This window comes from Streptomyces sp. NPDC038213, assembly GCF_055600495.1.
This window is the reverse complement of the sequence record NZ_JBVJYM010000012.1, coordinates 16,312-27,659: the sequence shown is the minus strand read 5'-3', so window position 1 is coordinate 27,659 and position 11,348 is coordinate 16,312. Positions and strand designations below refer to the sequence as shown.

The 11,348-nt window shown below is 76.6% G+C and carries 8 protein-coding genes; 1 reads left to right on the top strand and 7 read right to left on the bottom strand.

Annotation, left to right across the window (positions count from 1 at the left end):
* Window positions 1-32: 32 nt before the first annotated feature.
* Window positions 33-2,153 (bottom strand): hypothetical protein, encoded by a 2,121-nt coding sequence (locus tag ACZ7JZ_RS18715; protein WP_470940342.1) that lies wholly within the window; start codon window positions 2,151-2,153, stop codon window positions 33-35.
* A gap of 59 nt (window positions 2,154-2,212) precedes the next feature.
* Window positions 2,213-3,706, bottom strand: coding sequence for a DUF11 domain-containing protein (locus ACZ7JZ_RS18710; RefSeq protein ID WP_470940339.1), 1,494 nt, complete (start codon window positions 3,704-3,706; stop codon window positions 2,213-2,215).
* A 276-nt stretch (window positions 3,707-3,982) separates the two neighbouring features.
* On the opposite strand from ACZ7JZ_RS18710, the gene ACZ7JZ_RS18705 reads away from it, so the two are divergent.
* Window positions 3,983-4,765 carry a lysophospholipid acyltransferase family protein gene (locus ACZ7JZ_RS18705; RefSeq protein ID WP_470940336.1) on the top strand — a complete coding sequence of 261 codons (783 nt, stop codon included), beginning with the start codon at window positions 3,983-3,985 and terminating at the stop codon, window positions 4,763-4,765.
* Window positions 4,766-4,964: 199 nt separating this feature from the next.
* On the opposite strand, the gene ACZ7JZ_RS18700 is transcribed toward ACZ7JZ_RS18705, so the two are convergent.
* From ACZ7JZ_RS18700 to ACZ7JZ_RS18680, 5 genes are all read right to left on the bottom strand, one after another.
* Window positions 4,965-6,440 carry a cytochrome P450 family protein gene (locus ACZ7JZ_RS18700; protein ID WP_470940333.1) on the bottom strand — a complete coding sequence of 492 codons (1,476 nt, stop codon included), beginning with the start codon at window positions 6,438-6,440 and terminating at the stop codon, window positions 4,965-4,967.
* Window positions 6,441-6,856: 416 nt separating this feature from the next.
* On the bottom strand, window positions 6,857-8,626 hold the full coding sequence (locus ACZ7JZ_RS18695; RefSeq protein ID WP_470940330.1) for a lipase family protein: 1,770 nt from the start codon (window positions 8,624-8,626) through the stop codon (window positions 6,857-6,859).
* A 285-nt stretch (window positions 8,627-8,911) separates the two neighbouring features.
* Window positions 8,912-9,802 carry an ABC transporter permease gene (locus ACZ7JZ_RS18690; RefSeq protein WP_470940327.1) on the bottom strand — a complete coding sequence of 297 codons (891 nt, stop codon included), beginning with the start codon at window positions 9,800-9,802 and terminating at the stop codon, window positions 8,912-8,914.
* Window positions 9,799-10,815 (bottom strand): ABC transporter ATP-binding protein, encoded by a 1,017-nt coding sequence (locus ACZ7JZ_RS18685; protein ID WP_470940324.1) that lies wholly within the window; start codon window positions 10,813-10,815, stop codon window positions 9,799-9,801. Before ACZ7JZ_RS18685 ends, ACZ7JZ_RS18690 begins: the two co-directional genes overlap by 4 nt.
* 334 nt (window positions 10,816-11,149) lie before the next feature.
* Window positions 11,150-11,302, bottom strand: a complete 153-nt coding sequence (locus tag ACZ7JZ_RS18680) for a VenA family class IV lanthipeptide (RefSeq protein WP_470940321.1) — start codon at window positions 11,300-11,302, stop codon at window positions 11,150-11,152.
* Window positions 11,303-11,348 lie beyond the last annotated feature (46 nt).

Genomic DNA, 11,348 nt, shown 5'->3' with positions numbered 1-11,348 from the left:
TGCGGGTTTCGGGGTGTCGGGACCGGGTGCCGTCAGCCGGCCGAGGCCTGCTTGGCGAGTTCCACATCGGCTGTCGGGGGGCCGACCCGGCCGCCCGGGGGGCCCGCCGTGGCGGTGTTGTCGGCGGGCTTCGGGTCGGCGGTGGCAGCGCGGGCGGTGGCGGTGTTGCGCAGGGCGGTGCCGTCGGCGGCGTACGCGGGGTCGAGCAGGACGGTGAAGGTCCACGAGCGGCTCGCCCCGACGGCGAGGGCCGCCTCGGTGCCGCAGGTGACCTCCCGCCCGTCCCGCCCGGCGGCGGTGCAGCCCTCGGCGCCGGACACGAAGGACAGTTCGGGGGGCAGCGGGTCGGTGACCGAGACCTGCCGGGCCGTGGACGGTCCGGCGTTGCGGACGGTCACCGTGTACGTGAAGCTCTGGCCGGGCACGACGGGCGCGCGGTCCTGGGCCGTTTTGGTCAGGGCGAGGTCGGCGCGCGCCGGCGCGAGTCCGCCGGGCGGTCCGGCGGGCCCGGCGGTGTTGTTGTCCGGCTGCGGGTCGGGGACGGGATTGCGTACGGAGGCCGTGTTGCCCAGGTCCGTGCCGTCGCCCTGGTATCCGGGGTCCAGCCGCACCCGTACCGTCCACGAGGTGCTCGTACCGGCGTTGAGGGGGCCCCGGGCGGGGCAGGACAGCTTCTGGTCGGTGGCCGTGCAGCCGTCGGGCGAGGACACGAAGGCCAGCGGGGCGGGCAGGGTGTCCGACATCAGCACGATGCTGGTGTGGGAGGGGCCCAGGTTGCGGGCGGTGATCCGGTAGTCGAACTCCTCGCCGGGGGCGACGGGTCCGGTGCCCAGGGCCGTCTTCTCGGCGGCGATGTCGGCGCGGGCGGTGACCGTGATGTCCGCGGCGGTGGCGGAGTTGTCGGCCGGGTTGGTGTCCGTGCGGTCGGCCGGGGCGGTGACGGTCGCGGTGTTGCGCAGGGAGGTGGGCTGGGCGGGGGCGGTGCCGGTGACGGTGTAGGTGACGGAGCCGCCGCGTTTGAAGTCGGCGGTGGTCTCGATGGTGCTGCCGCTGCCGGAGCTCTTGCCGCAGGTGCCGCCGGTGTTCGCCGTGCAGGTCCAGGTCACCCCGGTGAGCCCGGGGACGGTGTCGCGGACGGTGGCTCCCGTGACCTCGTTGGCCTCGCTGTTGGAGACGGTGAGGGTGTACGTCACGGGTCCGCCGCCCGCGGGGACGGTCGTCGGGGAGCCGGACTTGGTGATGCTGAGGTCGGCGGGCACGTTGATCTGGAGGTCGTCGATCTCGTGGATGTTGGTGGCCCCGCCGGTACCGGCGGAGAAGCCGACCTTGAGGGTGGCGGGCAGCGCGGGCTGGCCGGTGATGGTCTTGACGTCGTAGTCGGTGACCAGCTGGTTCATGGTGGTGCCGGGGCCGCTGTCCGACCAGACCGACAGCAGCATCCTGGTGCCGCTCGGCAGCAGGGAGATCCGGATCCGGCGGGTCTTGTCGCGGCTGCCGGTCTCGACGGTCGAGCCGGGCCCGTCGGCCGCGGTGGCGTAGCGGTAGCCGGTCGTCCCGCTGCCGCCGCCGCGGACCACGATCTTCTGGGGCTGGGCGCCGGGGCCGCCGTTGCCCACGCCGGCGGAGGAGAAGTTGCCGAAGGTGTCGAGGCCCACGCCGAGGTAGGCGCCCGGTACGCCGCTGGTCAGGCAGCGGGAGGCGGCGCCGGAGCAGGCGTAGCCGAGGCTGCCGCCGGAGGGGCCGACGGAGTCGGCGGCGCTGCCGTCGGTGAGGTAGAAGGACAGGCCGTCGCCGCGCTTGCCCTCGAAAGCAGTGCCCCCGTAGGCCGCGTACCCGAACTCGGCGATGATCCCGAGGCTGGAGGAGAAGGAGTCCTTCATCTTCCAGGTGCCGGCCTGGTTCGCGCTCGCGGAGGTCAGGCGCAGCCAGCCGCCGCCGGTGGGGTAGCTCGCGTTGCCGTAGGCGGTGCCGAGGTTGGTGGAGCTGTCGAAGGGCTCCTTGACGGGGAAGGCCAGGGCGCGGGGGGCGGCGAGGCGGGCCGGGGAGGGGTCCGGGGAGGCCTGGGACGGGGCGGCGAGCGGGGCCGTCAGGAGGGCGGTGCACAGCAGGGGGAGGGCGGCCCGCCACCAGCGGGTGCTCCGGCGCGAAGTCATGGGGCGTGCGGTCCTCGTCGTCGTCTCGTCGGGTGCGTACGGGGGTGGCGGCCGGGCCGTCAGCCGTGCGAGCGGGCCCTGGCCCGGGAACGGGTTCGCGCGGCGAGCAGGAGGGCGGCGCCGCCCGCCGCGAACAGCGAACCCGCGGTCCAGGGCAGCCAGCCGGGTACGCCCGCCCCGCTCTCGGCGAGGTCGCCGCGGCCGTGGTGGCCGCCCTGGCCGTGCTGCCCGCCTTGACCGTGCTGGTCCTTCTCTCCGCCGTGGCTGCCGTCGCCTTCCCTGCCCGCGTCGGGCAGCAGGCACAGGCGGCCGCCGCCGGGGCCGGTGGTGCCGGGCGGGTTGGCGTTGTCGGAGAGGTCGGGGTCCTCGCTCGCGGAGGTCACGCGGGCGATGTTCTCCAGCGGGGTGCAGGTGCCGTGCGGGGTGGTGCCCGTGCGCTGGCGGGGGGCCACGCGGACCGTGAGCCGGTACTCGGCCGTCTCCCCCGGGGCCAGCCGGTCGCGGGCGGGGCAGACGACCGGGTGGCCGGGGTCCTTGGACAGGGTGCAGTCGTCGGGCGAGGAGAGGAGGGTGAGGGAGTCGGGGAGGGGGTCGGTGACGACGATCCCGCGGGCGGTGGCGGGACCCCGGTTGAGCACCGAGATGACGTACGTGAACTTGTCGCCGGGGCGCACCCCCGCGATGCCGCCCTTGCCCCGCTCCTTGCCGCCGCCGCTTCCGCCGTCCTTCCCGTCCTTGCCCTCGCCCTTCCCGCTCTGCGACCCGTCCCTGCCGCCCGTTGTGCCGCCTTGCGCGCCGGTGGCCGGGAGGAGGGCCGTCTTGCGCAGGGCCAGGTCCGCGAGCCGGGCGCTCGGCGGGATCACCAGGCCGGTCTGGGTGTCGGTGTTGTTGGCCGGGTCCGGATCGGCCGTCTCGGCGCCGACCACGGCCTCGTTGACGATGTCGTGGCCCTCGCCCCGGTAGCCGGGGGCCAGCCGTACGGTGATCACCCAGGTGTGGGTGCGCCCCACCGCGAGCTCGGCGAGCGGGCCGCACACCACCTGCCCGGCGCTCAGCGCGCACCCGTCGCGCGAGGAGACGAACTCCAGGGCGGCCGGGAGCCGGTCGGTGACCGTGACCTGACGGGCCGTCGAGGGTCCGTGGTTCTTCGCGGTGAGGACGTACTCGTACGTCTCCGGTGCCGCCAGCGGCGCGGCCCCGCGCTCGGGCGCGGCGGGGCGTACCGAGGAGGCGAGGGCCAGGTCGGCGCGGGCGGTACGGTCCTGCGGCGCGGCGGGCTCCGCCGGGGCCTGCTCCGCCGGGCCGGAGTCCGCCGGGGCGGGGAGGAGGCTCGCGGACGGCTGCGGGGCCCGCCCGGGCGAGGGGGCGCCGGAGGCGGAGGGGGCGGCCGGGCCGGACGGGGTGCCGGACGCGGTGCCGACGGGGTCCGGGGCCCCGGGGCCCCGGGCCGCGGCAGGGGCCGTGCAGAGGACCGCGGACGCCGCGATCGCGCAGGCCGCCGCACGGGCGGCCGTGCGGACCGCGGCCGACCTCGCTCGCCGATGGGGATGCATGGGATCAGTTCTGCACGCGGGCGCCCGGGGCCGCTCCTGAATAGTGATCATTTATGACTAATGGGTGATCGAATTCAGCCCCTCGGCCCTCCGCGGCCACCGGCCAGCCACCCCCGCCGCCTTCCCGCCCGGACCGCGGGGAAGGGGCGAACGAAGAGCCGATTGCGGGATCGGGGCGGCTCTCGTGATCCGACCGGGGGTACGGGCGTTGTCCGAGTGAAGCGTGTGGCGCCTGTGACCTGACGGCGCATCCGGACGGCGGAAGGGGAAACGTTCGTGACCCAGAGCTTGGCGGAGGTCCTCTCGTTGGCGGGGGGCGAGCTGCGCGTCCTGCGCCGGCTCCTCGGCGACGCCGGGGAGAACGCGTGGGAGCGGCTGCTGGAATGGCTGGTCGACGAGTGGTTCCAACTGGACGTGACGGGCTGGGAGAACATTCCCGCCGAGGGTCCGGCGGTGCTCGTGGCCAACCATTCCGGGGCCTGGGGGCTGGACGCGTTCGTCCTGCAGAAGGCCATGAGCCGGTCCCTGCGGCGCCCGCTGCCGATCCTCGCCGCGCCGTTCGTGTTCCGGATGCCCGTCCTGGGCCCGTACGCGGCACGGAAGGGCGCGCTGCCGATCGGGCCGCGGGCGGCGATGGAGCGGCTGGACGACGGGGGGCTGGTCGCGATCTTCCCGGAGGGGGTCTCGGGGCTGGAGAAGCCGTTCCGCGAGCGGTACCGGCTGCGCCCGTTCAACCCGGGTTTCGCGGTGGCCGCCGTGCAGACGGGGGCGCCGGTCGTGCCGGTGGCCGTGATCGGGGCGGAGGAGGCCTCGCCGAAGATGGGCGAGGTGCCGGCGCTGGCGAAGGTACTGGACCTCCCGTACTTCCCGCTGACCTCGCCCTTCCCGCTGCCCGGCAAATGGCTGATCACCATCGGCGAACCGGTCCTCCCACCCGCCCGCCCGGCGGGCTACGGCGCCCGCTCGGCGGCCGCCCGGGAACTGTGCGGCGCGGTGCAGGAGCGGATGCAGGGGCTGGTCGAGCGGGAAAGGGAGCGGCGGGACGCGCTGGTGGGGTGAGCGGGGGCGCCGAAGGCTGCCCTTGTACGGACCGGCTGCCCGCCGCCGGGCGCGGGCCCGGTGTGGACGGGGGTCGGCGGCGGCCGGGCGCAGGGGTGTCGGCGGCAGCCGGGCTCGGCGGGAGCCAGGCCGGGCCCGGCCGGACCGCCTCGGCCCGGACCGGACCGGGCCGGCTCGGTAGCGGTGGCGGCCGGGCGGGTCAGTCGCCCAGGCGGCGGGCCGCGGAGCGGACTTCGGTGGCTGCGCGCGTGCACCGGTCGGCGTGCTGGAGGAGCTGCATCCGGAAGCGTTCGCCGGTCTCGCTGCCGTTCCAGCCGGGGTCTGCGGCGCAGTCCGCGAGGGCGCGGGCGTGCCCGTCGAGCCGGTCGGCGTCGGCCCGCGCGGCCGCCGCGTACGAGCCGGGGGTTGCCGCCCGAGCGGGCGGCGGCGCAAGGCCCGGGGCGGGCAGGGCGAGCAGCACGGTGCGCGGGTCGAGGGCGAGCGGCGGCCGGTCGGGGGCGAGGACCGGGGCGAGCAGGGCCGGGCGGGCGGTGCTCGTGAAGAAGCGGAAGACCTCCTCGGCGAACCCGACGGCGAAGGCGGCGGCAGGGCAGCCGGTCGGTGACCCGCACAGGGGTGAGGGGCCGCCGGTCCGCCCCCCGTCCGGGCCGCCGGCCGCGGAGTCCCGGAGGTCCTCGGGGTCCCGGAAGTGGTCGGGCTCCCGGAGCCAGCCGGGGGCGGCCAGGATCTCCGTACCGGCGCCCACGGAGACGGCGCCCCACGCGAAGGGGGTGCGCACCGTGTGCACGGCCGCGGCCACGGGCGGGAACCGGTCGAGGGCCTCGGCCACCGCGCCACCGGGTCCCCCGCACGCCCCCGGCACCCGGGCGGCGGCCAGGGCCAGCGCCTGGAAGACCGTGGCGGCGGCCGCCTCGCCGGTCACGGCGAGGAGGTGGGCGGCCGCGGCTGCGGACACCGGCCCGGGCAGGGCCGCGAGCGCCGAACCGGGATCGGGGTCGGTGAGGTAGGGGGTGATCCTGCGCTCCAGCGCCGCCGCGCGGGACTCGCCGTCAGGGGTCCCGGCCCGGGCGGCCGTCCGGTGCAGCACCTCGGTCAGCAGGGTGTCGTCGGCGGCCGCCGCGCCCAGCACCACCCGGCGGGCCGCGCGCAGCAGGGCGGGCTGCCAGAGCTCCCAGGTGAGGGCGCGCTCCTCCCGGCATTCCGCGGCCAGCGCGCGCAGCTCCTCCGCGAGCGGGGCGGCGAGCGCGGCGGCGGAGGGCACCGGGTAGGGGTCGCCGTCCGCCGCCGAGGAGCCGGTCGGGCCGGTCGTACGGCTCGGGCTGGCCGGGCCGGCCGGGCCGAGGGGGGCGTGGGGGTGAAGGCCGTGCCGACGGCCGGCCGTGTCCAGTCGTACCGCCGGTGCGAGCGCCCCTGCCGCGCTGCCCGCGCCGAGCAGCCCGGCGGTGTCGGACGGGGTGAGGGGGACGAGGAAGGACCCGAAGGGCGTGCGCAGCCGGACCGGTCCGCCGCGGCGCCCGCGCAGGTGGGCGAGGACGCTGCGCGCGGCCCCCTCGGCGGTGAGGGCTTCGATGCCGAGGGCGCGGGCGGGGGCGTCGGCCCAGCCGAGCCGGCGGGCGAGCAGGGCCGCGCCGAACACGGCGTTCTCCAGCGGCCGGGCGGGGGCGGGGGTGGTCATACGGGCAGTCCTCCTGGGACGGAGCGGTACGGGGCGGGGCGGGGCGACACAGGACGCGCGGGGCGGGCGGGACACACGGAGCGGGCGGGACGCGCAGGGCGCCCGAGGCAGGCAGGGCGCGCCCGGAACGGGACCGGCTGGCACGGGACCACCCGGCGCGGGACCGGCCGGCGCGGGACGGGGCGACGGATCGCCCCGACGGGCCCATCACGAACCGGACCGGACGGGCCGGCATCACCACGCACCGGGACCGGACCGGGACGCGGACCAGACCGCACCGGACCGGGACGCGGACCAGACCCGACCAGACCAGTCCAGACCGGGACGCGCACCGGACCGCGGCGGCCCGGAGCCGGTTTCCCGGAGCCGGGCCGTGGCGGTCGGGGGGAATCCGGCTCCGGGCCCCCGCCGCCCGGCTACCTGTCGCGGAGCATGTACGGCTGGTTGCCGGTGATCTCGCCGTCGTAGCGGGTGATCAGCGCGTTGACCCGGTCGCGGTGTGCCGCCAGTTCGCCGCGCAGGCTGTCGGAGTAGGCCTGCGGGGCGTGCGAGAGCGGGTAGTCGTACGTCTCGTCCAGCCAGGAGAGCTCCACCCAGTGGCCGGGGAGGTCGTGGGGCGAGGCCGGGCCGCGGCCGTCGAGGGTGGGGATGACGTCGTGCTCGTTGACGAGGCTGACGACGCTCGTGGTGTGGTCGGCGGGCCGCTTGTTGTCGATCGGGGAGCCGAGGGTGATGACGTGGGTGACGCGGTAGTCGGAGGACAGGTCCGCGTCCGCGGCCAGGTTCATGGCGGTGAGGCCGCCGAGGCTGTGCCCGACGAGCATCAGCTCCGATCCGGCGGGTACGCCCGCCCGCTGGAGGAGTTTGCGGGCCGCGCGGGTGTAGGTGGTGTCGGTGCGCAGGCAGCCGTCGAAGGCGCCGACCAGATCCTGCGGGGTGCTGTTGCTGAGGAGGCCGAAGCTGGTGCCGGGGAGGAGGAGGACGTGCCGTTCTGCTCCGTCGGCGCAGGCGATACGGCGTAAGAGGACCAGGCCGTGGTTGCCGAGGGCGGCGATGTCGTTGATGTAGCTGACGATGTCGTTGCGGGAGGTGCGCAGGATCTTGGCGAGGATCGGGTCGGGTTCGGCGCGCTCGGCGCGGCCGGGTCCGGGGTTGAGGTACTTGAGCACGGAGCTCGGCAGGCCCAGGAAGGGGTCCGTGGTGGGCACTCCGCCCGCGAGGGTCACCCAGGAGAAGCCGTCGTTGACGGGGTTCTCGTCCAGCAGGCCGGTGAGCGCGAGGAGTTCCATCAGCACGGGGCTGATGGTGGTGAGGGCGCGGGTGACGCCGAGCAGCTCGACGAGGGCGTGCAGGGCGCGCAGGGCCGCCCAGCGGTTTCCGGCGACGAGGGCTGCGGTGAGCCGGCGGGCGTGGGGGGAGTCCAGGTTGGGGTGGGTGACGGCGGCCGCCTCGATGCGCAGGGCGAAGGCGTCCACGGCCATGGCGACCGCGGCGGGGCGCCGGTAGGTGAGGTTGCCGGCGACGCGGGCGAGTTCGCCGAGGGCGCCGCCGTTGGCCCCGAAGCCGAGTCCGCCGCTGCCGGTCAGGGCGCGGGCGCAGGACAGGGCGGCGCCGATAGCCCAGGCGGGCCGGCGCAGGGCGCGCAGCGCGAAGGACCGCTCGGTCAGGGCCCCGGTGAGTCCGGCGCCGGCCTGCTTGGCGGCGAGGGCGGCGTCGGCGAGCAGGACGGAGGCGGCGACGAGCAGTTCGGCCTCCGGCCGCCCGGGGGCGGGTCCGGCGGGCCCGGGTGCCGGGGCCCCGGCGGGGGTGAGGCTGGTGGCTGCGGACGGCGGCGGGGGTGCGGGCGCCGGTACGGGGACGGGTGCGGCCCGCGGCGGGAGGGTGCGCGCGGCGGATTCCGGACCGGCGGCGGGTACGGAGGCTCGCGCGGCGCGAACGGGCGCTCCCGCGGCGCAGTCAGCGGAACCGGCAGCGGCCGTACGGGCCACCGTGGGAACGGCACCGGCATCCCTGGCCGCCGTACCCTCCCCCGCCTCCGCTCCGGCGGGGTCCCCGCCCGGCAGGTCCGCCACGGCCGTGGCGGCGCCGGTGCCCGCCGCACCCGCTTCCGGGTCCTCGGGGGCGTTCTTCCGCTGCCGCTGGGGGAGTTGCCGCGCGGCGTTCCCGCCGGTCGCCTGAGGCGTCACGTTTCGCCCTTCCGTCGTGTGGCCGGTCGTCCGCGACGCATCGTGGCATCGCGCGGCGGCCCCGCCGGTGCGCCGGGGCGCCCGCTCCGGCGCATTCGGCGGGCCCGCCGGTCGCCGTGCGCCTGCCGGGACACGGATTCCCGGCCCCGGGAGGGCGGGGACGGGGAGTGCGCGCGGCATGGGATGACGGGAGGGAGCCCGGTTGACGCCGTGCGCCCCGGACCCCTCCTCCGCGCAGCTCCGGCAGCCCCCGCTGCGGCTGGCCCGGGGCCGCTCGTCCGGCCGCTACTCGGGGCGGCCGAAGCGGTGGGCGGCCCACAGCAGGGCCGCGGTGCCGGTGGCCAGGAGGATGCCCGCTTCGAGGAGCAGCGGGGGCGGGCTGCCGAACCACTCGATGCCCGGGGCGGCCGCCTGGTCCGGTACGCGCAGCGAGATGCAGCGGCGCAGCAGGTCCACGGCGTGGGCGAGGGGGTTGGCGGCGGCTGCGGCCGCGGCCCAGCCGGGGAGGCCTGAGGTGGGGAAGAAGCCGCCGGAGAGGAACAGCAGCGGCATCATCACCAGGCCGAGCAGCATGTGGAAGAGCTCGGGCCGGCTGAGCGTCACGGCCAGGGCGAGGGAGAGGGCGGTGAGGGTGAAGGAGGCCAGGACCATGCCGCCGAGGAGCATCAGCATGAGCAGCGGGTCGTAGGGCAGGCCGACCGTACCGGCGAGGGCGAGCAGCAGGGTGCCCTGGACCGCGGCGACGGCCGTGCCGCCCGCGCAGCTGCCCAGCAGCAGCGAGGAGCGGCTGACCGGGGCCATGAGCAGTTCGCGCAGGTAACCGCTCTGCCGGTCGGTGATCAGCCGGATGCCGACCATGACGGCGGGGGTCTGGACGGTCATCATCAGCATGCCGGGGAACAGGTACGTCTGGTAGCCGGTGCCGAGCGTGGACCGTGGGATCAGGGCGGCCAGGCCGCCGCCGAGCACGAAGAGGTACAGCACCGGCTGGAGCAGCATCAGGGCCGTGTGGGCGGGCTGCGCGGACAGCCTCAGCAGGTCGCGGTGGATGAGGGCGTGCACCGCGCGCAGTTCGCGGACGAGGCGGCGGCCCGCAGGCTGCCCGCCCCCTGGGCCGGTGCCGGCACCGGGGTCCGCTGCCGCCGCGGCCGCGGCCTGGTCTGCTGGCGCGGTCATGCGTCCTCCTCGGCGGCCTGCGCCGCGGCCGGCGGGCGGGCCGCTGCGGCGTGGATGCTGCGGCCGGTGTGGTGGAAGAAGACGTCGTCGAGGGTGGGCGGGGTGGCGGAGGCGGCGTGCACGGGGATGCCGTGGGCCTGGAGCTCCGCGCACAGCCGGGGGATCCAGGAGCTGCCGTCGGGCAGGCGCAGGCTGATTCCCTCGCCGTCGCGGGCGGTCCGGGTGCCCGGCGGGGTGCTCTCCCGTACGACCCGGTGGGCGGCCTCGTCGTCGCCGGTGCTCAGCACCACGCGGTCGTCGCCGATGGCGGCCTTGAGGGCGGTGGGGGTGCCGCGGGCCACGAGCCGGCCGCGGTCGATGACGGCGAGGCGGTCGCAGTGCTCCGCCTCCTCCAGGTAGTGGGTGGTGACGAAGAGGGTGCAGCCGTGCCGTTCGCGCAGTTCGCGCAGGTGCCCCCAGACCTGGGCGCGGGCGTGGGGGTCGAGTCCGGTGGTCGGCTCGTCGAGGAAGAGGATGCGGGGCTCGTGCAGCAGGCCGCGGGCCAGTTCGAGGCGCCGCCGCATCCCGCCGGACAGGGCGCGCACCGGGGAGCGGCGCCGGTCGGCCAGGTCCACGGCCTCCAGGGTCTCGCCGGTGCGGCGGCGGGCGTCGCGGCGGCTCATGCCGTAGAGGCGGGCGTGGATGGCCAGGTTCTGTTCGACCGTCAGGTCCGCGTCGAGCGAGCTGTGCTGGAAGAGCATCCCGACGCTGCGGCGCACCCGGTCGGGCTGGGCGAGTACGTCGGCTCCGGCGACGGTGGCGTGTCCGGCGGTGGGGCGGGCCAGGGCGCAGAGCAGGGAGATGGTGGTGGACTTGCCGGCCCCGTTGGGGCCGAGGAAGGCGAAGGCCTCGCCCTGGCGGACGTCCAGGTCCAGGCCCTGGATGGCGTGGGTGGCCGTGCCGTCCGGGCCGGGGTAGCTCTTGACCAGGCCGCGGGTGCTGATGGCGTACGCCGGACCGGCGGGTGGCTGCATGGGCGGGTCCTCATCTCGCGGGGCGGGCGGGGTGGTGCGCGGTGCGCGGGTGCTGCGTACCTGTCGGCGTACGGGTCTACGGGTCCACGGACGTACGGGCTGGCGACGCTCGCCGCCCGCCGTGGCGCGGAGACCCGGGACCGGAAACCGGAGAACCGGGGCCCGGACGGATCCGGACCCCGGTCGGGACTGCTCCGGCCGGCGGCGCCGCGGGGGCAGCCGCCGGCCGGAGGTCATACGGCCCTCCGGCACCGTCCCGGCCGGGCCGGCGAGGGGGCGCCCGGTTGCCCCCTCACCGCCGGGGTCGGGGCGGGAGGGCCTGGTCGGTCGGCGATCAGGCGCAGCTGATGCCGATACAGACGGTGTTGAGGAGCGTCAGCAGGCCGACGCACTCGCACGTGCCGCCGAAGGGGGCGTCGATGCCGACCGGGTCGGTCTCCGGAAGGGCGTGCAGGTGAGCCAGCAGTTCGAGGTCGCGGTTCTCCATGACTTTCTCCTTCTCTGCGAGGTGCTCTTCTTGGGTTCGGCGGCAG

Coding starts and splice junctions, on each gene's coding strand:
- ACZ7JZ_RS18715 (WP_470940342.1), bottom strand. CDS start 2,153: ATGACTTCGCGCCGGAGCACCCGCTGGTGGCGGGCCGCCCTCCCCCTG.
- ACZ7JZ_RS18710 (WP_470940339.1), bottom strand. CDS start 3,706: ATGCATCCCCATCGGCGAGCGAGGTCGGCCGCGGTCCGCACGGCCGCC.
- ACZ7JZ_RS18700 (WP_470940333.1), bottom strand. CDS start 6,440: ATGACCACCCCCGCCCCCGCCCGGCCGCTGGAGAACGCCGTGTTCGGC.
- ACZ7JZ_RS18690 (WP_470940327.1), bottom strand. CDS start 9,802: ATGACCGCGCCAGCAGACCAGGCCGCGGCCGCGGCGGCAGCGGACCCC.
- ACZ7JZ_RS18685 (WP_470940324.1), bottom strand. CDS start 10,815: ATGCAGCCACCCGCCGGTCCGGCGTACGCCATCAGCACCCGCGGCCTG.
- ACZ7JZ_RS18680 (WP_470940321.1), bottom strand. CDS start 11,302: ATGGAGAACCGCGACCTCGAACTGCTGGCTCACCTGCACGCCCTTCCG.